Source organism: Streptomyces sp. NPDC048258 (assembly GCF_043201995.1).
GTDB lineage: Bacteria > Actinomycetota > Actinomycetes > Streptomycetales > Streptomycetaceae > Streptomyces.
This window is the reverse complement of the sequence record NZ_JBICZH010000008.1, coordinates 49,578-74,980: the sequence shown is the minus strand read 5'-3', so window position 1 is coordinate 74,980 and position 25,403 is coordinate 49,578. Positions and strand designations below refer to the sequence as shown.

Sequence of the window (25,403 nt, the reverse complement as noted above, 5' to 3'; positions counted from 1 at the left end):
CTACGCGGATGGCCACTGGTCGATCTCCTTGCTGGTGGCGGGCGAGGCGGGGTCGGGCAGGGTGGCGGTGACCTCGTATCCGCCGTCGGGGGTGGGGCCGATGGCCAAGTCGCCGCCGAGCATCGCGGTGCGCTCCCGCATGCCGGTGAGGCCGTGCCCGGATCCGGGCGAGGTGCCGGCCGGAAGCGTGGCAGGGCCGTTGAGGACGCGCAGGCACAGAGCGTCCCGCGTATAGGTGAGTTCGATGCTTGTCCCGGCTCCGGGGGCATGGCGCAGGACGTTGCTGAGGGCTTCCTGAATGATGCGGTAGGCCGACAGTTCCACGCCCGGCGACAGCGGGCGGACCGTGCCTTCGATCCGGATGGTGGCGTGCAGACCGGCGGCGCGCACGCTGCCGAGGAGCGCATCGAGCTGTGCGAGGGAGGGCTGCGGGCTGGTGCCGGTCGTGCTGTCGTCGGCATCCGATCGCAGCAGGCCAAGCAAGTGACTCAGTTCAGCCAGCCCCTCCAGTGCGGTGGTGCGGATCGAGGCCAGCTCGGTGACCAGCTCCGGTGGGGGGTTCTGCACCCGGTAGGGCGCGGCATCGGCCTGGATGGAGATGAGCGACATGTGGTGGGCCACGACGTCATGCAACTCGCGCGCGATCCGGGTGCGTTCCTCCAGGACGGTGCGCAGCGCCCGTTCTTGGGCGGTGGCGGCGATCTGCTTGGTGAGGCGTGAATGGTCCTGGCGGCGGCCGCGGGCCACGGCACCGATGAGCACGGCCAGACCGAACAACGAAAGCGCCCCGACGATCACCTTCCATGAGTCGACAGCGCAGCCGGACAGCTTCAGGATCACAGCCAGCAGGGCGCTCAGTACCGCCGCGGTGACTGCGGACAACAAGCACACCCGCAGCGTGAGGAGGAAGAGGACGCCCGCGTGCACCATCCACACGTAAAGCTGCCCGTCTTGGGCAGGCGGATACTCCAGCGTGATGCCGGTGAGGACTGCCGTCGACAGCCACCAGGCGGGTGCCGGCCACCGCAGTGCGACCACCAGCGTGGCCGCATCCGCGCTTCCCATGACCGGAGCCGTCATGTCGGCCGCCGCGGCTATCAGGGTGGCGGTGAGGCACACCAGGATGTGGGGCAGCCAGCGCAGCCAGCGGGGCCAGGCCAGCGGTGGCATGGGACGGGCGCATGTGGTGACCAGGTCGGCTCGCAAGATGCGCAGGCCAGTAGCCGTGTTGACCGTGTAAGGGAGGGTGGGGCGGTCCGCCGTGGGGACGGTCGTCTCAGGCACGCGATCATTGTCGGACATCGTGAGTACTCCGGTGGGATCCGCAAGTCAGGCGTGCAGCAATCGTGCCGGGCCCGAGCCCGGGCTCACGGTGCACGGCCGAAGGCCGAACAGGTGCGTGCCGTTCCGGGGCAGGCGCAAGCGGCATCCACAGGAGCGTGCGAGCCGGATGGCCAGCAGACCCCGGCGCGGCTGGGCAGATCGGTTTCTGCTCGCCCATGACACTTCCCTTCCAGATGGTCGCCAGAGCGACGCTACGGCGGAACTTCCTGGTCAGCATCCTGCTGGAGAGCCGTATCCGATGTAGCTCCCCAGGGGGACGAGGGTGACACGGCGACGTATCGGGGGCCTGGCCCCCGTACCGTCTCGGGGCTACAGCGCAGGTGCCCCCTGTGGTGGGACGCGGGCTACGAGGGCGGGTTCGTAGCGTCGTTGCCGGAAGCCGCTCATGGCTTCGTGCCTGAGGAAAGCCCGGGGATGTTCAGTGCCGTCGCCGGGCGAGGCGGCGGCTCATGACCATGCTCATCGACCACCGGATCATCGCCTCGGCGGTGTCGGTGCGACGCTCGTAGTCGCGGGCCAGGCGGCGTGAGCGCATCAGCCACGCGAACGTGCGCTCCACCAGCCACCTCTTGGGCAGTACGACGAACCCGTAAACGTCGTCACTGCGTTTGACCACCGTCAGCGCGATCCTCAACACGTTGCGGGCGAGGTCGACCAGGTGGCCGGTGTAGCCGCCGTCGGCCCAGACCAGCGTGATGCGCCAGTGCCGCTCGCGCAGCCGGGCCGGCAGCCTCTGACCGGCCTCGCGGTCGGTGACGGACGCGGCGGTGACCATCACGGTCAGCAGCAGCCCGAGAGTGTCCACCACGATGTGCCGCTTGCGTCCGTTGACCTTCTTCCCGCCGTCGAAGCCTCGGCTTGCGGCCGGCACCGACGAGGCGCCTTTCACCGACTGGGCGTCGATGATGCCCGCTGTCGGCTCGGTGTCGCGGCCGGCGGCCTCACGGATCCGGTCGCGGAGCCGGTCGTGCAGTTCACCGGTCCAGCCCTTGTCGCGCCAGCGCCGGAAGAATGCGTAGACGCGGTCCCAGGCGGGGAAGTCCGCGGGCATCGCACGCCACGTGATGCCACCCGCGACCAGGTAGCGGACAGCGTCGAGCATCTGCCGGTGACAATAGCCCTCCGGCTGACCGCCCCGGCCCTCCAGCCACCCCGGCACCGGCAACGCGTCGCGCACGACCTCCCACTCCGCGTCGCTCATGTCCGACGGATACCGGGGCTCCCGGCTTGGACGATCACTCGCGTTCCCGTACATGCGCGAGACAATCACACGACCGGGCAGGCGAGTTGGACTCCGCGGACGCCGACACGGAAGACTGCACCACGCAGGGCCTCCTACTTGCTCTGGACTCGACACCCACGAGCTGTGCGGGAGGCCCTGCTTTCATGCCCGGCTCACCAGAAGATCACCCGACCGAGCCGCCACACCCGAACCAACGTTCGTCGTGATCGATAGGGCAACGGCCTCTAAGACACGCCCACCCAGCCAGCCCGGGCCAAACCCAGCCCCGCCGACGCTTGAGGCCCGGGATCCGGGACAGAGCCCCAGATCCTTAAGGCACGGGCCCCCCCCCCCCCCCCCCCAAAAAAAACCCCCCCCCCCGGGGGGGGGGGGGGGGGGGGGGGGGGGGCCCCCCGCCCGGCGGGGCCCACCCACCCAGCCCGGACAAAAATCCAGCCCCGCCGGCGTTTGAGGCGCGGGGTCTGGGGCGGAGCCCCAGGTCCTTGAGGCGCGCCCGCCCACCCAGCGCAGGAGGCGACGGCGTCAGGCCCCGGACGACAGGAACCGCTCCACCCGGGCCGCGAACCACTCCGGGTCGTCCAGCCACGGGAAGTGACAGGCCCGGGGCTGGACGTCGACCGCGCCCCGCGGGAACAGCGCGGCGAGCTCGGCCGCCAGCGCGGGCCGGGGATTGCCGTCCAGCTCCGCGGCCAGGACCAGGACCTCGCCCTCCACCCGGCGGAGCCCCGCCCGGGTGGCGGGCGGATCGAACGCGCCGGGCCCCGCGAACGCCTCGGCCGCCTTCCCGTTCTGCTGGTGCTCTCCCGCCGCCCAGTGCGCCTGGACCTCCTCGTCCCAGCGGCCGTGGAACAGCGGCGCGGCCAGGTCCCACTCCTCCTCGCCGCGCCCTCCGGGGCCGTCGCCCGCCAGGATCCGCTCGTAGGCCGCGATGGCCGTGTCGTAGGGCTCGCTCCCGGCCCGCAGCCGCGCCGCTTCCAGCCGGTGCTCCGTGGTGACGGGGAGGTCCACCGCCCACGCGGTCGGGGTGACGAGGACGACCCGGCCCACCCGCCGGGGATGCGCGGCCGCGTACAGCTGGGCCAGGTTGCCGCCGGCGGAGTGCGCGAGGAGGTCCATGCGCTCCAGGCCCAGGTGTTCCCGCAGCGCCTCGACATCGGCGACCTGGTGGTCGACGCGGTACGTGGACTCGTCCTCCGGTATCGCGGAGTCGCCCGTGCCGCGCAGGTCGAGCAGGACGAGACGGCGGCTCGCGGTGAGCCCGCCGAGGTCCCCCAGGTACTCCGAGGCGCGCATGGCGCCGCCCGGAAGGCAGACGAGCGGCTCGCCCTCGCCGCGGAGGTGGTAGGCGAGCTCGGTTCCGTCGTAGGTGGTGAACGTAGGCATGCGGGCCATCACATCAGACGATCACTCGTTCGAGTCATTGATTTACCGGGCCAGGTCCTGGCAATCTACCGAATGATCGGTCGGTTGACTCACGATGAGGTGACGGCATGGCGGCATACGCGGATCTCCACGACGAAGGCGAGCGGCTGAGCGGCGACGAACTGGCCGCCCTCCAGCTGACGCGGCTGCGCGCGACCCTGCACCGCGTCTACGACCGGGTGCCGTTCTACCGGCAGGCCTTCGACAAGGCCGGCGTGCATCCCGACGACTGCCGCTCGCTCGCCGATCTCTCCCTGTTCCCCTTCACGACCAAGGCCGACCTGCGGGACCAGTACCCCTTCGGGATGTTCGCCGTGCCGCGCTCCGAGGTGCGCCGCGTCCACGCCTCCAGCGGCACCACCGGGCGCCCCACCGTCGTCGGGTACACCGACGGGGACCTCTCCACCTGGGCGGATGTCGTCGCCCGGTCCATACGCGCCGCGGGCGGCAGACCCGGCCAGATCGTCCACATCGCCTATGGATACGGACTGTTCACGGGCGGCCTCGGCGCGCACTACGGCGCCGAGCGGCTCGGCTGTACGGTCGTGCCCGCCTCGGGCGGGATGACGGACCGCCAGGTCCGGCTCATCCAGGACTTCCGGCCGGAGGTCATCATGGTGACCCCCTCGTACATGCTGACCCTGCTGGACGAGATGGAGCGCCAGGGCATCGATCCGCGCTCCACCTCGCTCCGGACCGGGATCTTCGGCGCGGAGCCGTGGACCGAGGAGATGCGCCGGGAGATAGAGGAGCGGCTGGGCATCGACGCGGTGGACATCTACGGCCTGTCCGAGGTGATGGGACCGGGCGTGGCGCAGGAGTTCGCGTCGAGCAAGGACGGGCTCCACATATGGGAGGACCACTTCTACCCGGAGGTGGTCGATCCGCTGACGGGCGCGGTGCTGCCGGAGGGCGAGACCGGCGAGCTGGTGTTCACCTCCCTCACCAAGGAGGCCATGCCGGTGATCCGCTACCGCACCCGGGATCTGACGCGGCTGCTGCCCGGTACGGCCCGGCCCGCGTTCCGCCGGATGGAGAAGGTCACGGGTCGCAGTGACGACATGATCATCCTGCGCGGGGTGAACCTGTATCCCACCCAGATCGAGGAGATCCTCCTGCGGACGGCCGGGCTGGCTCCCCACTTCCAGCTGCGGCTGACGAGGGAGGGCCGGATGGACGCCCTGACGGTACGGGTGGAGGCGCGCCGGGAGGCGGACGCCGCCCGGCGGGAGGCCGCGGCCGCCGCGGTGGTCCGGGCCGTCAAGGAGGGGATCGGGGTCTCGGTCCGGGTCGAGGTGGTCGAGCCGGAGACCCTGGAGCGCTCGGTGGGCAAGATCAAGCGGCTGGTGGACCTCCGCGGCGCCGGCGAAGGAGAAGGAGCGGACTCACGGCCAGCCGGATGAAACCACCCCTGACCACCCCTTCGGGCCTATTTCGGGGCAGCTCCCGGGAGCGGGCGGGCCCACCCGGGTAGTGCATGAGGCGTGACCTCGATCTTCCGGCGGCTGTACGACCGGCTCCAGGGCTCGGCTGCGGGGCTGGCCTGGAGCCGCGGCCGGGAGATGGAGCTGATGCACCGGGCGATGGGCTTCGCGGCCCTCGGGTTCCTCACCCTGGTGCCGCTGCTGGTGGTCGTGGCGGCCGCAGCACCCGGCAGCGGCTCCGGCTTCGGCCGCTGGCTCGGCCAGGCCCTCGGGGTGACGGAGTCCTCGCGGGCCCGGGTCGAGACGCTGTTCAGCGCGGCGGACCTGGCACTGGAGCGGACCACCGCCTTCGGTCTGGCCGCCCTGGCCGTGTTCGGCCTGACCTTCGGCTCCGCCGTGCAGACCGGCTACGAGAAGGTCTGGGACCTGCCGACCGCCCGCTGGCACACCATGTGGCGGCATGTCGTCTGGCTCGCCCTGCTGGTCTGCTACCTCGCCCTGCTCGTCGCGATCCCCGCGCCGTCGAACGACGCCATCGGCACGATCGTGGGCACCGTGGGCGACCTCCTCGGCACCTGCCTGTTCTTCATCGGCTCGCAGCGGATGCTGCTCGGCGGCCGGGTCCGGTGGCGCGCCCTGGTGCCCGGGGCGGTGGCCACCAGCATCGGCCTGCTCGGGCTGCGCGTCTTCTCTCAGATGGTGTTCTCCCCTCTGATCGCCTCGAACGCCGTGACGTACGGCCCCTTCGGCACGCTGCTGGTCGTCCAGTCCTGGCTGGTCGGGGTCGGCTTCGTCGTCTACGGCGGAGCCCTCGTGGGCCGGCTCCTCCACGAACACTTCACCCTGCGCCGCCTCCGGCGCAGCGGACACCTCCCCTTCGAGGACCCCCCTTCCGACCACCCCTCATGACCCCGGAAGGGGCTGACCGGGCCGGGCCGACGGTGCCAGGATGGGCGGGAACCATCTACGAACACCTTCACCCACAGGGGGATTGATGTCTGTTCAGGACCGGGAGACCAAGGCCGAGGGCCGGGTCTGGCTGATCACCGGGGCCTCGTCCGGCTTCGGCCTGACCCTCACCGAGGCCGTGCTCGCGGCCGGGGACACCGTGGTCGCGGCGGTCCGCCGCCCCGCCTCCCTCGCCGCGCTGGCCGCCGCCCACCCGGAGCGCCTCGTACCGATCGCGGTGGACGTGACGGACACGGCGCGCGCCGACGAGGTCGTCACGGAAGTCGTGGACCGCTTAGGCCGGATCGACGTCCTCGTCAACAACGCCGGGCGGGGTCTGGTCGGCGCCGTGGAGGAGACCTCCGACACCGAGCTGCGGGAGCTGATGGAGCTGCACTTCTTCGGCCCGGCGGCGCTCACGCGGGCCGCGCTGCCGCACATGCGGGCCCGGAAGTCGGGTGCCGTGGTGCAGATGAGCAGCATGGGAGGGCGGCTGGCCTTCCCCGGCGTCGGGGCGTACTGCGCGACGAAGTTCGCCCTGGAAGGCCTGACCGAGGCGCTCGCCGCCGAGGTCGCCGCCTTCGGCATCAAGGCGCTGATCGTGGAGCCCGGCTCCTTCCGTACGGGCTTCGCGGGCGGAAGCGTCCTGCGGCACACCACGGCCCTGCCCGCTTACGAGGACGTCGTCGGCCCGGTGCGCGCGGGGCTGCCGGCCAGTGACGGCCATCAGCCGGGCGACCCGGTCAAGGCGGCCGCCGCGATCCTCGCCGCGCTGGACGCCGAGAGCACACCGCTGAGGCTCGTGCTGGGCAACGACGCGGTCGACTTCATCACGGCCCACGCGGACGCCGCCCGCGCGGAGGCCCTTGCCTGGGAGCCGGTCAGCCGGGGCACGGACTTCGACGCCGTGTAGCCGCCGGCGCGGTAGGCCCATGCCCCGCCGGGTTCGCGTTCCGGCGGTCCCGGACAGCCCGCCCGGGCCCGCCGGAGCATGCCCGGTGGCCGCCCCAGTGCAGCCCCGGGCCGCAACAGCCCGAGCCGCAGCTCGGATCACCGCCGTCCCCGAGGTCCGGGCACGGCGGGTGATCCGCGGTCAGTTCCGGCAACCGGCCGAACGGGCCCGGGGGCCGCAGCCGCACGAGCGGACCCCCGGCCACAACCACCCGAGCCACAGCTCGCATCACCGCCATCCCCGCGTTCCAGACACGGCGGGTGATCCCCGGTCGATCCCGGCAGCCGACCGAACGGGCCGGGGAGCGCAGCCGAACGAGCGGACCCCCGGCCACAACAGCCCGAGCCGTAGCTCGGATCACCCGCCGTCCCCGAGCTCCGCGCACGGCGGGTGATCCGCGGTCAGTTCGGGCAACCGACCGAACGGGCCCGGGGGGCCGCAGCCGCACGAGCGGACCCCCGGCCACAACCACCCGAGCCGCAGCTTGGATCACCGCCGTCCCCGACTTCCGGGCGCGGCGGGTGATCCCCGGTCGGTCCCGGAACCGACCGAACGGGCCCGGGGGGCCGCGGTCGTCGGAGCCGCGCCCCCGGGCCGGACGCCTGAGCGCGGTTCCGGGCCGCGGACGCCCGAGAGCGTTTCCGCCCCCGGGGCCGGAGCCCGGCCGAGAGTGTGCCGGCTGCACCCCCGGGCGGCGCGTCAGCCCGCGAAGCGGTCGCGGAGTTCGCGCTTGAGGATCTTGCCGCTGGCGTTGCGCGGGAGGGCGTCCACGAACAGCACCCGCTTGGGGGCCTTGAAGTGGGCCAGCCGCTCCCTCGCGTACGCCATCAGCTCCGGCTCCGTCACCTCCCCGCGCGGCACCACCACCGCCGTGACCGCCTCGATCCACCGCTCGTCGGGCAGCCCGACCACCGCCGCCTCGGCCACCCCCGGGTGGGTGTACAGCACGTCCTCGACCTGCCGTGAGGCCACCAGCACTCCGCCGGAGTTGATGACGTCCTTCACCCGGTCGACGACCGTGAAGTACCCCTGCGCGTCCCGCACCGCGAGGTCCCCCGAGCGGAACCACCCGTCCCGGAAGGCCCGTTCCGTCGCCTCGGGTTCGTTCCAGTACCCCAGGCACAGCTGCGGCGACCGGTAGACCACCTCGCCCGCCGTGCCGTCCGGGAGGTCCTTGCCGTCCTCGTCGACGACCTTCGCCTCCACATGCCGCACCGGCCTCCCGCAGGACTCCATCCGCCCGTCGTGCTCGTCCGGCCCCAGCACCGTGGCCAGCGGTCCGATCTCGCTCTGGCCGAAGCAGTTGTAGAAGCCGAGTCGCGGCAGCCGCTCCCGCAGCCGCTCCAGTACGGGCACCGGCATGATCGAGGCCCCGTAGTACGCCTTGCGCAGCGCGCCCATCTCGCGCACCGCGAACTCCGGATGGTTGGCCAGGGCGATCCACACCGTCGGCGGCGCGAACAGGCTGTCCGCCCGCCCCGCCTCCACCAGGTCGAAGATCTGCTCCGCCACCGGCGCGTCCAGGATGGTGTTCTCCGCGCCCACCGCCAGGTACGGCAGCAGGAAGACGTGCATCTGCGCCGAATGGTAGAGCGGCAGCGAGTGCACCGGCCGGTCGTCCTCGGACAGGTCCAGCGCCTCGACCGCGCTCTCGTACTCGTGGACCAGCGCCCTGTGCGTCATCATCGCGCCCTTGGGCAGGGCGGTGGTCCCCGAGGTGTAGAGCAGCTGCGCCAGCACGGTCGGGTCGCGGTCGGGCTCGAAGGCGAGCGGCTCGGCCGGCTCCGTCAGCTCCGCCAGGAAGGAGCCGGGTGCGTCGCGCAGCGGCCGTACGGGATACCCGTCGGGGATCCGCCCGGCCAGATCCGGATCGGCGAGGACCAGGGCGCTGGTGCAGTCGTCCAGGATGTACGCGAGGTCCTCGCCAATGAGGTTCTGGTTGACCGGTACGTGCGTGAGCCCCGCCCGGGCGCAGGCGAGGAAGGCCAGCAGGTAGGCGTCGGAGTTGTGGGCGAAGGTGGCGACGCGGTCGCCGTCGGCCAGCCCGTACCGCTCCCGCAGGACGGCGGCCCCGGTGGTGACGGCCGCGTCGAGTTCCGCGTACGTCCAGCTCCGCCCGCCGTAGCGGACGGCCACTCGGCCGGGGACCCGCCGCGCGCTGTCGTGTACCAGTCCGTCGACCGTGTTGTGCCGCACTGCCGTCATGGCGTGATCCTCGTCCCCTCACCGCCCGAGGTCAATGACCGGGATACCAAACGGGATGTTGACAGATCATCGGACTGCCTGCATGAGTGTGGGGGCACGGACGCACCGCCTGTCTCACGGACAACCTTGCGCATCCGCAGGCTACTTGGGAGGTATGTTGCTCCGCACCCGCCCGATGTTCCGCCGCGTCGCCCTCACCGGCGCCGCTCTGCTCGCCGCGACGGCCGCGATACCGCAGGCCTCGGCGGCGACCGGTGACCGGATACCCACCGGCGGCGGTCTGTCCGCCGTCATCCGGTATACCGAGAACGGCATTCCGCACATCCTCGCCCGCGACTACGCGCACCTCGGCTTCGGCACCGGCTGGGCCCAGGCCGCCGACCAGGTCTGCGTCCTCGCCGACGGGTTCGTGACCCTCGCCGGTGAGCGCTCGCGCTGGTTCGGCCCCGACGCCGCGCCCGACGGATCGCTCTCCTCCGCCGCCCGCAACCTCTCCAGCGACCTGTACTTCAAGGGCGTACGGGAGTCCGGCACGGTCGAGAAGCTGCTGGACACGCCCGCTCCGGCCGGCCCCGGCAAGGACCTCAAGGAGCTGATGCGCGGCTGGGCCGCCGGCTACAACGCCTGGCTCGCCCAGAACAAGGTCACCGACCCCGCCTGCAAGGGCGCGGGCTGGGTCCGTCCGGTCACCGTGACCGACGTGGCCGCCCGCGGGTTCGCGGTCTCGGTCCTCGGCGGCCAGGGCCGCGGCATCGACGGCATCACGGCCGCTCAGCCGCCGGGCCCGGCCGGCGCCCGTACGGCGGCCCCGCAGGAGCCCGACCCGGCGGCCGCGGCCGAGGCGGCCGAGGAGTTCTTCGACACCACCCGCTACGACATGGGCTCCAACGCGGTGGCCTTCGCCGGATCCACCACGGCGAGCGGCGGCGGGCTGCTCCTCGGGAACCCGCACTACCCCTGGCAGGGCGGTCGCCGCTTCTGGCAGTCGCAGCAGACCATCCCGGGAGAACTGAACGTCTCGGGCGGCTCCCTGCTCGGCACCGCCGTGGTCAACATCGGCTTCAACGAGAAGGTGGCCTGGAGCCACACGGTGGCCACGGGCACCCCGGTCAACCTGCACCAGCTCACCCTCGACCCGGCCGACCCGACCGCCTACCTGGTCGACGGGAAGCCGGAGAAGATGACCCGGCGGACCGTCACCGTCCCGGTGGCGGGCGGCGATCCGGTGACCCGCACCCAGTGGTGGACGCGCTACGGGCCGGTGGTCTCGAACCTCGGCCCGAGCCTGCCGCTGCCCTGGACGACCGGCACGGCGTACGCGCTGAACGATCCCAACGCGGCGAACCTGCGCGGCTCGGACACCGCGCTCGCCATGGGCAAGGCCCGCTCGGTGGCCGGGATCCAGGACGCCCTGAAGCGCACCCAGGGCCTGCCGTGGGTCAACACCGTGGCCGCCGACTCGGCGGGCGGCACCCTCTTCACCCAGTCCCAGGTACTGCCGCGGATCACCGACGAGCTCGTGGCGCGCTGCTCCACGCCGCTGGGCCGCGCCACGTATCCCGCTTCGGGGCTGGCGGTATTGGACGGGGCGCGCGGCGACTGCGCGCCCGGTTCGGATCCGGACGCGGTGCAGCCGGGGGTGTTCGGGCCGGGGAAGGCGCCGACGCTGCGCGACGCGCCGTACGCCGAGAACTCCAACGACAGTGCCTGGCTGGCCAACGCGGAACGGCCGCTGACCGGTTACGAGCGGATCTGGGGCAATGCCGGCACCCCGCGCTCGATGCGCACCCGTGGCGCGATCGAGGACGTGGCGGCGATGGCGGCGAAGGGCCGGCTGACCGTGGCCGACCTGCAGAAGCAGCAGTTCGCCAACCGGGCGCCGGCCGGTGACCTGGCGGCGGCGGACGCGGCGCAGGCCTGCGCCGCCCTGCCGGGTGGTACGGCGACGGCGGGCGACGGTAGCGCGGTGGACGTCTCGGCGGCCTGCGGAGTGCTGGCGGGCTGGGACCGTACGGCCGACAGTGCCAGCCGCGGCGCGCTGTTCTTCGACCGGTTCTGGCGCAAGCTGACGGCGACGACCCCGGCCAAGGACCTGTGGCTGGTGCCGTTCTCCGCGGCCGATCCGGTACGCACGCCCCGTACGCTCGACCGGTCGGCGCCCGGTATCGGCCGGGCGCTCGCGGACACCGTCCTGGAACTGGGGGCGGCCGGGATCGCGCTGGACGCCCCGCTGGGCGAGCACCAGTTCGTGGTCCGCGGCGGGCAGCGGCTGCCGGTGGGCGGCGGCACCGAGGCGCTCGGCGTCTGGAACAAGATCGAGGCACCGTGGAACGCGGCGGCCGGCGGCTACCCGGAGGTCGTGCACGGGTCCAGCCACATCCAGGCGGTCGGCTGGGACGGCGGCCGCTGCCCGGTGGCGCGCACCCTGCTGACGTACAGCCAGTCCTCGAACCCGGACTCGCCGTACTACGCCGACCAGACCCGGCTGTTCTCGCAGGAGCGCTGGGTGACGTCCAGGTTCTGTGAGCGGGACATCCTCACCTCGCCGCAGCTGAAGGTGGTCGTGGCCCGCGAGCGGCGGTGACCCGCGCCCTCTTCCTGGCCCTCACGGACTGACGGCCAGGAAGAGGTACGCGGCCAGCACCACGAGGTGTACGCCGCCCTGGAGCAGCGTGGCGCGGCCCGGGGCGATGGTGAGGGCGCTGACCACGACGGTCAGGGCGAGCAGCACCATGTGGACCGGGCCGAGGCCCAGCATGAGCGGGCCGGAGAGCCAGATCGAGGCCAGGGCGATGGCCGGGATGGTCAGGCCGATGCTGGCGATGGCGGACCCGTAGGCCAGGTTGAGGCTGGTCTGGACACGGTCGCGGCGGGCGGCGCGGACGGCGGCCAGGGTCTCGGGCGCCAGCACGAGCAGGGCGATGATCACACCGACGACCGCATTGGGCAGGCCGGCGTCGGCGACGCCCTTCTCGATGGTGGGGGAGACGGCCTTGGCGTCGCCGACCACCGCGACGAGCGCGACCAGCAGCAGGCCGAGGCTGATCAGGGCGGCGCGGGCGGTGGACGGCGCGGCGTGGTCGTCGTGCTCGCCGGAGCTGCGCTCGATGTCCACGGGCAGGAAGTAGTCCCGGTGGCGGACGGTCTGGACGGCGACGAACAGCCCGTACAGCGCGAGCGAGGTGACGGCGGCGAAGGTCAGCTGTGCGCTGGAGAACTCCGGGCCGGGCTTGCTCGTCGTGAAGGTCGGCAGGACGAGGCTGAGGACGGCGAGGGTCGCGACGGTGGCGAGGGCCGCCCCGGAGCCCTCGGCGTTGAAGACGGCGACCCGGTTGCGCAGGGCGCCGACGAGCAGGGACAGGCCGACGATGCCGTTGCAGGTGATCATGACGGCCGCGAAGACGGTGTCCCGGGCGAGGGAGGACGTCTTGTCGTCGCCGTCGGCCATCAGCGTGACGATGAGCGCCACTTCGATGACGGTGACGGCGACGGCGAGGACGAGGGACCCGAAGGGTTCGCCGACCCGGTGGGCGACGACCTCCGCGTGGTGGACGGCCGCCAGCACGGCGCCGGCCAGGCAGAGGGCGACCAGTGCCACGACCGGGGAGGGCAGGTCGCGTCCCCAGCTGAAGACGAGGGCGACGAGCGCCACCACGGGGACCAGGACGGTCCAGTCGGTCAGGGGTGATCTGCGCGTTGCCGTACTCATGCCGGCCACGCTGCCATGCGTCCCCGGGGCGGCCCGGCAAGGACGCGCCGCACCGGGAGTCGGGCGGGCAGGCGGTCCTTTCGGGTGTCGCGACGGCGCGCCGCCCCCGGCCGGGCGGGCACGCGCGGGAAGAGTGGCGGGCAGGACCTGGACCCCTTTGTCCGGAACGCGCGCCACCCGCCGGGAGGAAACGCCGTGGACGACTCTCTGCTGACCCACATCGAAGCCGTCGCCCGCACCGGGAAGGTCATCGTCTCGGCGGACGACTGCAGCGTCGTCGAGATGGTCAAGGAGACGATCACCAGCGGCCGGACGGCATCGTTCTACCTGACGGCCGAGCAGGCCAGGACCGTCAAGTCCTGGTACTGGACCCCGGAGCGGATCGAACTCTCGGGCATCAAGGTGGTCACCGACCAGGAGCGGACCCGGATCGAGTCCGAGCTCGGCCTGGAGAACATCGGCTCCTTCCGCTGCACCCGCATCCAGTGCGAATGCGGGCACACCTACGGCGCCTTCGAATTCCTGCAGCAGGGCATCCGCGAGCACGGGGCCGACGCCGTCCGGGCCGTGTTCGCCCTGCGGAACTCCAGCTTCCTGCGCGCGAACCCCGCCCTGCTCGCCATCTGCCCGAACTGCAGTCAGCTCCTGCGCGGCGGCGGCATCGAGTACGACTGCGACGGCTACGGGGGCTGCTGCTACCAGGAGTAGCCCCCGGCCGGGCCGGGCTCAGACCGCGCGCTCGCGGCCCTCCCAGTACGGGTCGCGCAGGCGGCGCTTGTACAGCTTGCCGTTCGGGTCGCGCGGCATCGTCTCGATGAAGTCGACCGTCCTGGGGCGCTTGTAGCCGGCGAGCTGCCGCTCGCAGTGGTGCAGGATCTCCGCGGCCAGGGCGTCGCCCGCCTCGAAGCCCTCCGCCGGTTCGATGACCGCCTTGACCTCCTCGCCCCAGTCGGCGTGCGGGATGCCGAAGGCGGCGGCGTCGGCGACCGCCGGGTGGGTGAGCAGGGCCGACTCGATCTCGGCCGGGTAGATGTTGACCCCGCCCGAGATGATCATGTCGATCTTGCGGTCGCGGAGGAAGAGGTAGCCCTCCTCGTCCAGCAGGCCCAGGTCGCCGACGGTGAAGAAGTCGCCGATGCGGTTCTTCCTCGTCTTGCCCTCGTCCTTGTGGTAGCTGAAGCCGCCGGTGTTCATCTTGATGTAGACGGTGCCCAGTTCACCGGCGGGCAGCAGGTTGCCGTCGTCGTCGAAGACGGCGAGTTCGCTGATCGGCCAGGCCTTGCCGACGGTTCCCGGCTTCTTCAGCCAGTCCTCGGCGGTGGCGAAGGCTCCGCCGCCCTCGCTCGCGGCGTAGTACTCCTCCACGCACCGGCCCCACCAGTCGATCATCGCCCGCTTGACGTGGTCCGGGCAGGGCGCGGCGCCGTGGATGGCGTGGCGCATCGAGGAGACGTCGTACGCGTCCTTCGTCTCCTGCGGGAGCGCGAGCAGCCGGTGGAACTGCGTCGGGACCATGTGGGTGTGCGTGCAGGCGTGGTGGTCGATCAGCCGCAGCATCTCCTGCGGGGTCCACTTGTCCATCAGGACCAGCGGGTGGCCGATGTGCAGGGCGGCGCCCGCGAACTGGAGGACGGCCGTGTGGTAGAGCGGCGAACAGACCAGGTGGACGTTGTCGTCGAAGGGCCGGATGCCGAAGATGCCGAGGAAGCCGCCGAGGTACGTCTCCTCCGGGAGCTTGCCGGGCAGCGGCCGGCGGATCCCGCGCGGGCGGCCGGTGGTGCCGGAGGTGTAGTTCATGACCCAGCCGAGGGTGCGCTCCTCGGGGGGCGTCCCGGGCTGTCCTTCGAGGAGGTCCCCGTACGGCCGGAAGCCCGGGACGGCGCCGACGGCGTACCGGCGGTTCACGGGCAGGGCCGCCTCGTCGGCCGCGGCGGTGGCGGCGTCGGCGAAGCGCTCGTGGGCGATGAGGACCTTGGCGCCCGAGTCGGAGACGATCCAGGCGATCTCGGGGCCGACGAGGTGGTGGTTGACGGGGACGAGGTAGAAACCGGCCTGGGAGGCGGCGAGGTAGGCGGTGAAGAACTCGACGCCGTTGGGGAGGACGACGGCGAAGACGTCGCCCTTCTCCAGACCGGCGGCGCGCAGGCCGTGGACGAGGCGGTTGACGTCGGCGTGCAGCCGTCCGGCGGACCACTCCTCGCCGTCGGGGGTGACGAGGACGGTGCGCTCGGGGTCGGCGGCGGCCTGCGCCCAGAAGCCGTTGGGCCTTTCGGTCATGCTGCTCACGCCCTTCTCAGGCTCGGCCGGCGATGCGGTTGATGCGGTCGATGGCACGTTCGAACCCGCTGGTGAGGTCGTCGAAGACGGCCTGGACGCTGCGTTCGCTGTTCATGCGGCCGACGATCTGGCCGACGGGGGTGCCCAGCAGCGGCTGGACCTCGTACTTCTGGATCCGCGAGACGGCCTCGGCGACGAGCAGCCCTTGCAGGGGCATGGGGAGCGCGCCGGGGCCCTCCGGGTCGTCCCAGGCGTCGGTCCACTCGGTCCGCAGCTGGCGGGCGGGCTTGCCGGTGAGGGCGCGGGAGCGGACGGTGTCGCCGGAGCCGGCGGCGAGCAGTTTCCCGGTGAGGGCACGGGAGTGCAGGTCGGCCTCGGTGGTGGTGAGCCAGAGGGAGCCGAGCCAGGCGCCCTGGGCGCCGAGGGCGAGTCCGGCGGCGATCTGCTCGCCGCTGCCGATGCCGCCGGCGGCGAGGACCGGGAGCGGGGCGACGGCCTCGACGATCTCGGGGACGAGGACCATGGTGGCGATGTCGCCGGTGTGTCCGCCGGCCTCGTAGCCCTGGGCGACGACGATGTCGATGCCGGCTTCGGCGTGGCGGCGGCCGTGTTTGGCGCTGCCCGCGAGGGCGGCGACGAGGACGCCGTGGTCGTGGGCGCGCGCGATGACATCGGCGGGCGGGGAACCCAGGGCGTTCGCCAGGAGTTTGATGGGGTAGTCGAAGGCGACGTCGAGCTGGTTCCGGGCGACCTGCTCCATCCAGCCGGTGATCCGCCAGCCGGAGGCCTCGCCCTCGGCGAGCTCGGGCACGTGGTGCTTGGCGAGGGTGTCGCGGACGAAGGCGCGGTGACCGGCCGGGATCATCGCCTCGATGTCGGCTTCGCTGATGCCGTCGACGGCCTTCTTGGCGGGCATGACGACGTCAAGGCCGTAGGGCTTGCCGTCGGTGTGCGCCTGTATCCAGTCAAGGTCGCGCTTGAGGTCGTCGGGCGCGGTGTAGCGGACCGCGCCGAGTACGCCGAATCCGCCCGCGCGGGTGATGGCGGCGGCGACCGCGGGGAAGGGCGTGAAGCCGAAGATGGCGTGTTCGACTCCGAGTTTCTTGCTCAGCTCCGTCTCCATGGGCGGCAGAATGCCGCAGACCGGCATCCGAGGGAAGAGATTTTCTGATGCAGTGTCAGATTCTTTCCGGTCCGCCAAGTGGGAACGCTCCCCGACGGCCGGGCAGATACCCACTAGCGTGCGGCGCAGTCGGTCGCCTGCGGCGCTGAAACCGGCGCCGCAGGCACATCCAGCCTCGCCGGCGTTCGAGGCGCGGGGTCCGGGGCGGAGCCCTGGGAAACGGCGCCGCAGGCGAACTCGGACAGGAGGGCCGGAACATGGCAGCAGGCACGGGGGCGAGCGGAGGAGAGGCCACGAGTGGGCACGCGCTGAGCAGGCGCCGGCTGGGCGCACGGCTGCTCGCACTCGGCGGAGTGCTCGTCCTGCACGCCGCACTCCCCGGCAGCTCCGCCGGGGCGGCCGGCGGCGCGGCCGAGCGGCGCGCGCTCCAGGGGCTGCGGCTGCGGTACGGGTCCGCGCGTCAGGCCGGGTTGCTGGACAAGCACCTGGAGGGGGTGGCGGAGGAGGCGCGGCGGTTCCTCGGCCCCTCCCCCGAACACCCCTACTACGCGGGGACGGTGGTGCTCGCCGGCCGTGGCCGCACCATCGCGCTGCACCGCGCCATGGGTGACGCCGTGCGGTACGCGGACTACGACGGACGTACGGACCGGGCCCGGGAGTTCCCGGCGGCCGAGCGGATCGCGATGGCCGAGGACACCGTCTTCGACCTGGCGTCGCTGACGAAGCTGTTCACCTCCATCCTGGCCGTGCAGCAGATGGAGCGCGGCCGGCTGGAGCTGGAGGCCCCGGTGCACCGGTACCTGCCCGCTTTCACCGGCGGCGGCAAGGAACTGATCACGGTCCGTCAGCTGCTCACGCACACCTCGGGGCTGCGCTCCTGGGCGCCCTTCTACCAGGAGTCCACACGCGAGGGCCGGCTGAGGCTGCTGTGGTCGGTGCGGCCGCAGGAGACTCCCGGGTCCGTCTACCGGTACTCCGACCTGAACCTGATCACCCTCCAGCTGCTCCTGGAGGAGATCACCGGTCGCACTCTGGATGTCCTGCTCCACGACGAGATCACCGCTCCGCTCGGGATGCACCGCACTCGGTACAACCCGCCGCGCTCCTGGCGCCGGGTCACCGCCGCCACCGAGGTGCAGCGCCCGCCCTGGTCCGGCCTGGACCGCGGCCTGGTGTGGGGCGAGGTCCACGACGAGAACGCGTACGCGCTCGGCGGAGTCGCGGGCCACGCCGGGGTCTTCGGAACCGCCTGGGACCTGGCCGTCCTCGCCCGCGCCCTGCTCGACGGCGGGGTCTACGCGGGCCGGCGCATCCTGCGCCCCGCCTCCGTCGAGCTGCTCTTCACCGACTACAACACCGCCTTCCCCGGCGACGACCACGGCCTCGGCTTCGAGCTCTACCAGCACTGGTACATGGGCGCCATGGCCACCCCGCACTCCGCCGGGCACACCGGGTTCACCGGTACCTCCCTGGTCCTGGACCCCTCCACCGACTCCTTCCTGATCCTGCTCGGCAACTCCGTCCACCCCGTGCGCACCTGGCGGGCCGGCAGCGCCCCGCGGGTCGCCGTCGGCAACCGCTTCGCCCGCGCCGTCCCGGTCCGCACGAGGCACGGCGGCCCTGCCTGGTTCTCCGGGACCACTCCGGGCTCCTCGGGCACCCTGAACCTGCCGCCGATCACCCCGGCGACGGCCGCCGCACGGCTGCGCTGCGCCGTGTGGTGGGACACCGTGCCAGGCGAGGGCGCGTTCCACCTGGAGGCCTCGGCCGACGGGGAGCACTGGGAGCCGCTGCCGTTCACCACGGTCCGGTCCACCGGCGGCGGCGCCGAGTCCTGGCCGCGCGGCTCCGCGGGCGGCTGGGGAGGCCGCATCTGGCACCGCCTGGAGGCTCCCCTCACGGCCGCCTGGTCGGGCCGCGAGGTGCGGCTGCGCTTCCGCCACGCCGCGACCGGCCGCTACGTCGGGCGCGGGGTGTACGTGGACGTCGTGCGCGTGGCGGAACCGGCCCGCCTCCTGTTCGCGGAGGACCGCCCCGCCGACGCCGCCCGCATCGTGGCCATCGGCTGGACCCGCTCGGCGGACTAGTGCTGTGCCCCCGGTTCCCGCGCGTACCGGTGACTGCCGACCGTGTGCGGAGTGTCCCGTTGACCAGTACGGACGGAAGCTGCTGGCCTGCTCGTACGCGCGCCAGGCCCGCTGGCCCGTCCGCAGGAGAGATCCGGGGAGATGGACGCATGAGCCAGGACGATCGGCCGCCGGTCCCAGATCTGCACGCGGCGAACGCAGCCGCGGAGGTGCAGGCTTCCGCCCGCGGCTGGCACACCGTTCAGCTGGCCGTCTTCGGGTTCATCGGAATCTGCGGTGTCCTCAAGAGCGGCGGCAGCTCGGAGGCGCCCCGGGGCATCGAGGAACTGGCGGGGGTACTGGTCCTGGTGGCGCTGGCCGTGGCCTGCTGGGCGACGTATCTGGTCGCTCGCGTCGCCTGGCCCGTACCGGCGTCCGCGGCAGAGGCCGGCGCGAGGCCGGAGGGGAAGAACGGCGTGGACCGCGCCGCCCGACGACTGCGAAGGGGGCTCACCCTGACGTTCCTCGCCGTCGTGCTGGTGGCCACCGCTGCCGCCTCCTCCTGGTGGCCCGCTGCTCCCGCAGCCTCCCAGGGACAGTTCGTGCAGGTCTCGACGTCGGCGGGCACGCTCTGCGGGACTCTGGGCTCGGGCAGCGAAGGAAATGTCCTCCTCCGGACCCAGGGGCAGGACATCGACATCCCGCTCAGCCGGATCGCCGGCCTGACCCCCACCACCACCTGCCCGTAGCGGAACGGGCACCACGGGCCCCGATCCCGTCACGGAGGGTCACCCGCGCATGCCGTCCGGGCTGACGCGCCCGCGCGTCAGCCCGGCCGCTCCACGGCGAGGCCCGGACCCCGCCCGGCGCACACGGTCTACGTGGCGGGGCCCGCGTCTTCCGGCCAGCCGTAGCCCGTACGGGGTGGCCTGGGCACGGCGCCCACCGAGGCCAGGTCCCGGTCGGCGGCTCGCATCAGCTGGCCCGCCAGGTCGCGCATCGCGCGGCTCGCCGCCAGCTCGTCACCGATCGCGGGGATCTCCACGTCCTCGGGATTGCAGCGCGCCGTGCCGCGGCCGACCATCGTCGTCTTGCCGCTCTCGAGCACCGCCCGGGCTTTGGTCGTGCCGTCCTCCTCGATCAGGTAGACGCCCACTTTCCACTCTTCGGCGTGAGTCATCGCGCGCCTCCTCCCGCTCCGGTACCGATTCCAGGATCCCTCCGAGCGGGCGGATCCGGCCATCCCAGTCCCCTGGGCGCCGGCCCCCTCAGCGCTCGGCCAGCACCGGGTCCGCGGAGTCGCGCTGGTGCGGGACCGGTGACGGCCCCCACGGCTGGACCGAGACCGTCCGCGTAGGGGCGGGGATGGAGATGCCCTCGGCCCGGTACCGCTCGTGCAGGCGCTTGATGAACTCGTGCTTGATCCGGTACTGGTCACTGAACTCGCCCACGCCCAGGATCACGGTGAAATTGATCCTGGAGTCCGCGAACGTGTGGAAGCGGACGGCGGCCTCGTGGTCGGCGACCCCTCCGGAAATGTCGGCCATGACGCTGTCGACGACGTCGAGGGTGACCCGCTCGACGTGCTCCAGGTCGCTGTCGTAGCCGACACCCGCCTGGACGAGGAGCGACAACTTCTGTTCCGGCTGGGTGAAGTTGGTCATGTTCGTGCGCGCGAGGCGGCCGTTGGGGATGATCACCAGGTTGTTCGACAGGTTGCGCACCACGGTGTTGCGCCAGTTGATGTCGACGACGTACCCCTCCTCGCCGCTGCTGAGCCGGATGTAGTCACCGGGCTGCACCGTCTTCGAGGCGAGGATGTGCACTCCCGCGAAGAGGTTGGCCAGCGTGTCCTGCAACGCCAGGGCGACCGCGAGACCGCCCACCCCGAGGGCCGTGAGCAGCGGCGCGATGGACACGCCCATGGTCTCGAGAGCGACGAGCACGCCCATGGTCAGCACGACGACGCGCGTGATGTTGACGAAGATGCTGGCCGATCCGGCCACTCCCGTACGGGACTGGGCCACGGACTGCACGAGCCCCGCGACGACCCTGGCCGCCGTGACCGTGGCGATGAGGATCAGCAGGGCGGTCAGCGACTGGTTGACGATCCCCGTGACCCGCGTGGTGAGGGGCAGCGCCGTGGCCGCGGCGGCGGCGCCGCCGATGACGGCCGCCCAGGGAGCGAGGGTGCGCAGCGCGTCGACGATGACGTCGTCCCCGCTCCACGCCGTCCTGCTCGCGTGCTTGCCCAGCCACCGCAGGACGGCGCGCAGCAGCAGCCCGGCCGCGACACCCGCCGCCATCGCGATGGCGGCCACCACCCAGTCGTGCAGGACGAGATCGCGGCTCACAGGATCCCCTCCGGAGCGAAGGGCGCCGCCGAGCGGCGTATGTGTTGTGTCGTCACTTTGTCACCTGTCAGATCGTGCTGTGCGGGGGCCCGTTCGGGCGTGTGTACGCACACGGAACGGGCTGCCATCCTGCCCCATGGCCGGCGGGGCGCCACAGGTGGGCCGGTGTGACCCCGGGCGGCACGGGCGCGATCCGGCCGCACGACGCGCGCCTCCGCCCGGCGGGCCGACGATCTTGCACATTCCTGCGTGGTTCGGCCCGGTTTCGAGCACCTATTGACATGAACCCGGCGCTGCGCTGCACTGGTGCACCCCACACGCTCCGCTCGGCCATACCCGGCTGGAGGCAGCCATGCGTCTGCTCAGATTGCTGATCGCCACCGCGTGCGCGGTGTTCGCACTGGCGATACCCGGCGTCGGCGCCGGCCCCGCCCAGGCGGCCGCCGGGCCGCCGCAGACCATACCGGCCCTGCGTCAATGGACGGCCGGCACCGGTACCTACACCTTCACCGACGCCACCCGCATCGTCGTCGACCCCGCCAACACCGCCCAACTCGCCGACGAGGCAGCCACGTTCGCGCAGGACCTGCAAGCGCTGACCGGGCGCAGCGTGGCCGTCGCCACCGGGAGCCCGGCCGCCGGTGACATCGGCCTCGGCCTCGGCGGCGGCTCCCTGCCCGCCGAGGGCTACCGGATGACGGTCGCAGGATCACTCACCATCCAGGCCGGGACCGACGCCGGCGTGTTCTACGGCACCCGCAGCGTCCTCCAGCTCCTGCACCAGTCCGCCTCGGTGCCGGCCGGCACGGCGGTGGACTGGCCCGCCAAGGCCGAGCGCGGGCTCATGGTCGACCAGGGGCGCAAGTTCTTCACCGTCGACTGGCTCAAGCAGCACATCAAGGAGCTGGCGTACCTCAAGCTCAACTACTTCCACTTCCACCTGTCGGACACGTTCGGATTCCGTCTGGAGAGCTCCACGCACCCGGAGATCGTCTCCGCCGAGCACTACTCCAAGCAGGACATCGCCGACCTGGTCGAGCTCGGCCGCAAGTACCACGTCACCATCGTCCCGGAGATAGACACCCCCGGGCACATGAACGCGATCCTGGCCGCGCACCCCGAACTCAAGCTCAAGAGCAGCTCCGGCGCCGTCAGCAACGACTTCATCGACCTCTCGCTCCCCGGCGCGTACACACTGATCAAGGACCTGGTGGGCGAGTACCTGCCGCTGTTCCCGGCCCCGTACTGGCACATCGGCGCTGACGAATACGTCACCGACTACGGCAAGTACCCCCAGCTGCTCAGCTACGCCCGCGCCCACTACGGCGCGAACGCGACCGCCAAGGACACCTACTACGGGTTCGTCAACTGGGCCGACGACCTGGTGCGGGCCGGCGGCAAGACCACCCGCATGTGGAACGACGGCATCAAGTCCGGCGACGGGACCCTCCGCCCCCACCCCGGCATCATCGTCGAGTACTGGTACACCTACGGCCTCACCCCCCAGCAGCTGGCCGACGCCGGGCACGTCGTGGCCAACGAGTCCTGGACCCCCACCTATTACGTGCTCGGCGGCGCGAAGCCCGACACCAAGTGGATGTACGAGACCTGGACCCCGGACCGGTTCGAGGGCGGCAACACCCTGTCCGACCCCGCGAAGAACCCCGGCTCGGTGATCCACGTCTGGTGCGACAGCCCCACCGCCGAGACCGAGGAACAGATAGCCGCCGGCATCATGTACCCGCTGCGCGCACTGGCCCAGCAGACCTGGGGATCGCCGAAGCCCGCGGCGACGTACGCCGCGTTCACCCCCCTCGTCGCGGCCGTCGGGCACAACCCCGCCTGGCCCGGCCCCGCCCAGCCGGGCAACCTCGCCCTGGGCCGTCCGACCACCGCCTCCAGCACCGAGACGGCGAACTTCCCTGCGGCGTCGGCCACCGACGGCGACCCCGCCACCCGCTGGTCCAGCGCCTACAGCGACCCGCAGTGGCTCCAGGTCGACCTCGGCAGCACCCGGAGCGTCGGCCGCGTCGTGCTGCGCTGGGAGGCGGCGTACGGAAAGTCCTTCCAGATCCAGCTCTCCGACGACGCCGCCACCTGGCGCACCGTCCATTCCACGACCACCGGTACCGGCGGGGTCCAGGACCTGACCGGACTGACCGGATCCGGCCGGTACATCCGCGTGTACGGCACCCAGCGGGGCACCGCGTACGGCTACTCGCTGTACGAGTTCGAGGTGTACGGAGCCCAGCTGGGCGGCACACGTACCCTCACCTCGGGCGGCAAGGCACTCGACGACCCGGCGAGCTCCAGCACGTCCGGCACCCAGTTGATCACCTGGACCCCGCACGGCGGGCCCAACCAGCAGTGGCAGCTGACCCTCAACGGCGACGGCAGCCACACCCTGGTCAACGGCGCGTCCAGGCTGTGCGCGGACGTCTCCGGCGGCTCGACCGCCGCCGGCGCGGCCGTGGTCCAGGCGACGTGTACCGGCGGCGACAGCCAGCACTGGAAGATCACCGCACTCGGCGCCGGCGGCTACTCGGTGACCAACAAGAAGAGCGCCCTCCTGCTGACCACGGCCTCCGGCACGGACGGAGCCCTGGTCACCCAGCAGCCGGCCGACGGCTCGGCCCATCAGCAGTGGCAGATCGCGTAGCCACGGCCAGGTGCTGTGACCGGCAAGGCGTGCCGGTCACAGCACTACTAGTGACGGACCATGCAGAAGGGATGGCCTGCCGGGTCGGCGTAGACGCGCCAGCCCCGGTCGGCCGGGCCCTCGTCCAGCAGGGTCGCGCCGTGCGCGAGCACCTGCTCCTGCGCGCGGTCCAGGTCCGGGACACCGAAGTCCAGGTGGAACTGCTGCGGCCGGACGGGGTCCGGCCACCGCGGGGGCTGGTGGTCCGGCGCGCGCTGGAAGGCGAGGACCAGGCCTGACGGGGTGTGGAGCGTCGTCCAGTCCCCGTCGACCGACCACCGCCGGTCCGGCTGGTCGACGGTTCCGCCCAGCACCGACCGGTAGAACCCGGCCAGCCGCTGCGGCTCGGGACAGTCCAGGACCACGCACTGCAGTTCAGCGATCATGGCCTGATCCTAGGAAGTGGAGAGCGCCGCGTCGATCATGCGGCGGGTGGCGGAGGTCAGTTCGGAGAGGTCCGGGGCCGGGCGGGAGCGGGCCAGGGCGCCGGCCAGGCGGTCGTAGAGGAGGCCGTCGGTCCAGGCCACCAGCAGTTCTGCCGCCTCCTCGGGCCGCTCCGCACCGAGTGCGGCGAGGATCCCCGCCGCCCGGGCCCGCGCCCCCTGGCCCGCCTGGTGGAAGTCCGTCTCCAGTGCGGGGTTGCGGGCCGCCTCCAGGCTCAGTTCGAACCGCGCCAGCTGGCGTTCGCGTCCCGCCGTCAGCCAGCGGTGCAGCAGCGCGGCGAGCGCCGCCGCGGCCGCGTCCCGGTCCGGCAGCGGTCGCTGCGACCCGGCCCCGGCCCCGGCCCCGGCCCCGCCCCCGGTCCCGGTCCCACCGCCGGCCACGTCCGCGTCCACGTCGCCGAGATCCAGTTCGGCCAGTCGCTGGTAGCAGGCGCCGATGAGCGCCGTCCGCGTACGGAAGTAGTACGAGGTGCTGCCCGTCGGCAATCCCGCCGCGCCGTCGACCGCCCTGTGGGTCAGGGCCCGCAGGCCGCCCGCGGCGACCAGGCCGATCGCGGTGTCCGCGATGAGGGTTCTGCGGTCGGCGCCGCGCTCGGTTCCGCGCTCAGGGGTGGGCATGACTTCACTCTACAGCTGTAGAGTGAAGTCACGCCCACCCCCCGCGCGGCATAACACCGTGCCCGTGAGCGTTGGAATTCGTTGCTGAGGTTGTTGACCGTTCAACACGAAGGCAGGCAGAACTCCATGACGACCGAGATCGACTGGGACAACCCGACCGACCCGAGGCCCGGCAGCTGGCAGCTCGACCACGTCAAGCAGTACGTGGCCTCGAAGGGGGCAGAGGGCCAGTTCTGGAACGGTACCCAGACCCTGCTGCTCACCACGGTGGGCAGGGTCTCCGGCAACCCGGTGCGGACGCCCCTCATCTACGGCGAGGACAAGGGCCGTTACCTCCTCGTCGCCTCCAAGGGCGGCGACCCGGCACACCCGCTGTGGTACCGGAACCTGTCCGAGCACCCCGAGGTGCGCATCCAGGTCGGCCCGCGGACCCTCCAGGGCACGGCCCGCACCGCGACCGCCGAGGAACGCGCCGCGTACTGGCCGCTGATGCTCCGGCACTGGCCCTCGTACGACGAGTACCAGGCCAAGACGGACCGCGAGATCCCGATCGTGGTCATCGAACCGGTGACCTGAC

20 protein-coding genes are annotated in these 25,403 nt (G+C 72.1%); 9 read left to right on the top strand and 11 right to left on the bottom strand.

Translation table 11 applies throughout. From position 1 onward, the window contains the following. The 3 genes from ACGFYQ_RS19650 to ACGFYQ_RS19640 all read right to left on the bottom strand — a co-directional run bounded on the left by ACGFYQ_RS19650 (position 1) and on the right by ACGFYQ_RS19640 (position 3,970). Entirely contained in the window at positions 1-1,284 is a 1,284-nt protein-coding gene (locus ACGFYQ_RS19650) for a sensor histidine kinase (RefSeq protein WP_393745484.1), read from the bottom strand. A gap of 478 nt (positions 1,285-1,762) precedes the next feature. After that, positions 1,763-2,545 (bottom strand): IS5 family transposase, encoded by a 783-nt coding sequence (locus ACGFYQ_RS19645; RefSeq protein WP_393745482.1) that lies wholly within the window; start codon positions 2,543-2,545, stop codon positions 1,763-1,765. A gap of 564 nt (positions 2,546-3,109) precedes the next feature. Next, positions 3,110-3,970 carry an alpha/beta fold hydrolase gene (locus tag ACGFYQ_RS19640; RefSeq protein ID WP_393745480.1) on the bottom strand — a complete coding sequence of 287 codons (861 nt, stop codon included), beginning with the start codon at positions 3,968-3,970 and terminating at the stop codon, positions 3,110-3,112. A 107-nt stretch (positions 3,971-4,077) separates the two neighbouring features. On the opposite strand from ACGFYQ_RS19640, the gene paaK reads away from it, so the two are divergent. The 3 genes from paaK (at position 4,078) to ACGFYQ_RS19625 (ending at position 7,294) form a co-directional block, all read left to right on the top strand. Continuing rightward, positions 4,078-5,412 carry a phenylacetate--CoA ligase PaaK gene (paaK, locus tag ACGFYQ_RS19635; RefSeq protein WP_393745478.1) on the top strand — a complete coding sequence of 445 codons (1,335 nt, stop codon included), beginning with the start codon at positions 4,078-4,080 and terminating at the stop codon, positions 5,410-5,412. 81 nt (positions 5,413-5,493) lie between these two features. Further along, positions 5,494-6,342 carry a YhjD/YihY/BrkB family envelope integrity protein gene (locus tag ACGFYQ_RS19630; RefSeq protein WP_393745476.1) on the top strand — a complete coding sequence of 283 codons (849 nt, stop codon included), beginning with the start codon at positions 5,494-5,496 and terminating at the stop codon, positions 6,340-6,342. Positions 6,343-6,427: 85 nt separating this feature from the next. Next, a complete protein-coding gene (locus ACGFYQ_RS19625; RefSeq protein ID WP_393745474.1) occupies positions 6,428-7,294 on the top strand; it encodes an oxidoreductase in 867 nt (288 codons plus the stop codon). Between the two features lie 738 nt (positions 7,295-8,032). Here the strand turns inward: ACGFYQ_RS19625 and ACGFYQ_RS19620 are convergent. Continuing rightward, complete coding sequence (locus ACGFYQ_RS19620; protein ID WP_393745472.1) at positions 8,033-9,538, bottom strand: fatty acyl-CoA synthetase; 1,506 nt, start codon at positions 9,536-9,538, stop codon at positions 8,033-8,035. A gap of 154 nt (positions 9,539-9,692) precedes the next feature. Between ACGFYQ_RS19620 and ACGFYQ_RS19615 the strand changes: the two genes are divergently transcribed. Beyond that, positions 9,693-12,122, top strand: a complete 2,430-nt coding sequence (locus tag ACGFYQ_RS19615) for a penicillin acylase family protein (protein ID WP_393745470.1) — start codon at positions 9,693-9,695, stop codon at positions 12,120-12,122. 21 nt (positions 12,123-12,143) lie between these two features. On the opposite strand, the gene ACGFYQ_RS19610 is transcribed toward ACGFYQ_RS19615, so the two are convergent. Then, the gene (locus tag ACGFYQ_RS19610; RefSeq protein ID WP_393745468.1) at positions 12,144-13,247 is read right to left on the bottom strand and encodes a calcium:proton antiporter; all 1,104 of its coding nucleotides are present in this window, start codon (positions 13,245-13,247) and stop codon (positions 12,144-12,146) included. Positions 13,248-13,442: 195 nt separating this feature from the next. Between ACGFYQ_RS19610 and ACGFYQ_RS19605 the strand changes: the two genes are divergently transcribed. Continuing rightward, on the top strand, positions 13,443-13,955 hold the full coding sequence (locus tag ACGFYQ_RS19605) for a hypothetical protein (protein WP_393745466.1): 513 nt from the start codon (positions 13,443-13,445) through the stop codon (positions 13,953-13,955). An 18-nt stretch (positions 13,956-13,973) separates the two neighbouring features. On the opposite strand, the gene ACGFYQ_RS19600 is transcribed toward ACGFYQ_RS19605, so the two are convergent. Both ACGFYQ_RS19600 and ACGFYQ_RS19595 read right to left on the bottom strand, forming a co-directional pair. Continuing rightward, positions 13,974-15,524: an acyl-CoA synthetase gene (locus ACGFYQ_RS19600; protein ID WP_393745464.1), complete on the bottom strand. Its 1,551-nt coding sequence runs from the start codon at positions 15,522-15,524 to the stop codon at positions 13,974-13,976. Between the two features lie 16 nt (positions 15,525-15,540). Further along, positions 15,541-16,647 carry an NAD(P)H-dependent flavin oxidoreductase gene (locus tag ACGFYQ_RS19595; RefSeq protein WP_393745462.1) on the bottom strand — a complete coding sequence of 369 codons (1,107 nt, stop codon included), beginning with the start codon at positions 16,645-16,647 and terminating at the stop codon, positions 15,541-15,543. A 257-nt stretch (positions 16,648-16,904) separates the two neighbouring features. On the opposite strand from ACGFYQ_RS19595, the gene ACGFYQ_RS19590 reads away from it, so the two are divergent. Both ACGFYQ_RS19590 and ACGFYQ_RS19585 read left to right on the top strand, forming a co-directional pair. Next, complete coding sequence (locus ACGFYQ_RS19590) at positions 16,905-18,734, top strand: serine hydrolase (RefSeq protein WP_393745460.1); 1,830 nt, start codon at positions 16,905-16,907, stop codon at positions 18,732-18,734. A 149-nt stretch (positions 18,735-18,883) separates the two neighbouring features. Beyond that, positions 18,884-19,462, top strand: coding sequence for a hypothetical protein (locus ACGFYQ_RS19585; RefSeq protein WP_393745458.1), 579 nt, complete (start codon positions 18,884-18,886; stop codon positions 19,460-19,462). Positions 19,463-19,590: 128 nt separating this feature from the next. Here ACGFYQ_RS19585 and ACGFYQ_RS19580 read toward each other — a convergent pair whose 3' ends face one another. Beyond that, positions 19,591-19,893, bottom strand: a complete 303-nt coding sequence (locus ACGFYQ_RS19580) for a DUF1876 domain-containing protein (protein ID WP_393745456.1) — start codon at positions 19,891-19,893, stop codon at positions 19,591-19,593. A gap of 88 nt (positions 19,894-19,981) precedes the next feature. Next, positions 19,982-21,067, bottom strand: a complete 1,086-nt coding sequence (locus ACGFYQ_RS19575) for a mechanosensitive ion channel family protein (RefSeq protein WP_393745454.1) — start codon at positions 21,065-21,067, stop codon at positions 19,982-19,984. Positions 21,068-21,419: 352 nt separating this feature from the next. Here ACGFYQ_RS19575 and ACGFYQ_RS19570 point away from each other — a divergent pair, with 352 nt between their 5' ends. Continuing rightward, positions 21,420-23,726, top strand: coding sequence for a family 20 glycosylhydrolase (locus ACGFYQ_RS19570; RefSeq protein ID WP_393745452.1), 2,307 nt, complete (start codon positions 21,420-21,422; stop codon positions 23,724-23,726). A 47-nt stretch (positions 23,727-23,773) separates the two neighbouring features. Here the strand turns inward: ACGFYQ_RS19570 and ACGFYQ_RS19565 are convergent, their stop codons facing one another. Both ACGFYQ_RS19565 and ACGFYQ_RS19560 read right to left on the bottom strand, forming a co-directional pair. Further along, entirely contained in the window at positions 23,774-24,151 is a 378-nt protein-coding gene (locus ACGFYQ_RS19565; RefSeq protein ID WP_393745450.1) for a VOC family protein, read from the bottom strand. 9 nt (positions 24,152-24,160) lie between these two features. Continuing rightward, positions 24,161-24,826, bottom strand: a complete 666-nt coding sequence (locus tag ACGFYQ_RS19560; RefSeq protein WP_393745448.1) for a TetR/AcrR family transcriptional regulator — start codon at positions 24,824-24,826, stop codon at positions 24,161-24,163. A 126-nt stretch (positions 24,827-24,952) separates the two neighbouring features. Here ACGFYQ_RS19560 and ACGFYQ_RS19555 point away from each other — a divergent pair, with 126 nt between their 5' ends. Further along, a complete protein-coding gene (locus tag ACGFYQ_RS19555; protein ID WP_393745446.1) occupies positions 24,953-25,402 on the top strand; it encodes a nitroreductase family deazaflavin-dependent oxidoreductase in 450 nt (149 codons plus the stop codon). Position 25,403: the final 1 nt, after the last annotated feature.

Excerpts from the sequence above, each read along its gene's own strand:
- ACGFYQ_RS19580 (WP_393745456.1), bottom strand. The coding sequence starts at position 19,893 with ATGACTCACGCCGAAGAGTGGAAAGTGGGCGTCTACCTGATCGAGGAG.
- ACGFYQ_RS19595 (WP_393745462.1), bottom strand. The coding sequence starts at position 16,647 with ATGGAGACGGAGCTGAGCAAGAAACTCGGAGTCGAACACGCCATCTTC.
- ACGFYQ_RS19600 (WP_393745464.1), bottom strand. The coding sequence starts at position 15,524 with ATGACCGAAAGGCCCAACGGCTTCTGGGCGCAGGCCGCCGCCGACCCC.
- ACGFYQ_RS19565 (WP_393745450.1), bottom strand. The coding sequence starts at position 24,151 with ATGATCGCTGAACTGCAGTGCGTGGTCCTGGACTGTCCCGAGCCGCAG.
- ACGFYQ_RS19585 (WP_393745458.1), top strand. The coding sequence starts at position 18,884 with ATGAGCCAGGACGATCGGCCGCCGGTCCCAGATCTGCACGCGGCGAAC.
- ACGFYQ_RS19620 (WP_393745472.1), bottom strand. The coding sequence starts at position 9,538 with ATGACGGCAGTGCGGCACAACACGGTCGACGGACTGGTACACGACAGC.
- paaK (WP_393745478.1), top strand. The coding sequence starts at position 4,078 with ATGGCGGCATACGCGGATCTCCACGACGAAGGCGAGCGGCTGAGCGGC.
- ACGFYQ_RS19610 (WP_393745468.1), bottom strand. The coding sequence starts at position 13,247 with ATGAGTACGGCAACGCGCAGATCACCCCTGACCGACTGGACCGTCCTG.
- ACGFYQ_RS19590 (WP_393745460.1), top strand. The coding sequence starts at position 16,905 with ATGGCAGCAGGCACGGGGGCGAGCGGAGGAGAGGCCACGAGTGGGCAC.
- ACGFYQ_RS19560 (WP_393745448.1), bottom strand. The coding sequence starts at position 24,826 with ATGCCCACCCCTGAGCGCGGAACCGAGCGCGGCGCCGACCGCAGAACC.
- ACGFYQ_RS19615 (WP_393745470.1), top strand. The coding sequence starts at position 9,693 with ATGTTGCTCCGCACCCGCCCGATGTTCCGCCGCGTCGCCCTCACCGGC.
- ACGFYQ_RS19640 (WP_393745480.1), bottom strand. The coding sequence starts at position 3,970 with ATGCCTACGTTCACCACCTACGACGGAACCGAGCTCGCCTACCACCTC.
- ACGFYQ_RS19645 (WP_393745482.1), bottom strand. The coding sequence starts at position 2,545 with ATGAGCGACGCGGAGTGGGAGGTCGTGCGCGACGCGTTGCCGGTGCCG.
- ACGFYQ_RS19625 (WP_393745474.1), top strand. The coding sequence starts at position 6,428 with ATGTCTGTTCAGGACCGGGAGACCAAGGCCGAGGGCCGGGTCTGGCTG.
- ACGFYQ_RS19555 (WP_393745446.1), top strand. The coding sequence starts at position 24,953 with ATGACGACCGAGATCGACTGGGACAACCCGACCGACCCGAGGCCCGGC.
- ACGFYQ_RS19570 (WP_393745452.1), top strand. The coding sequence starts at position 21,420 with ATGCGTCTGCTCAGATTGCTGATCGCCACCGCGTGCGCGGTGTTCGCA.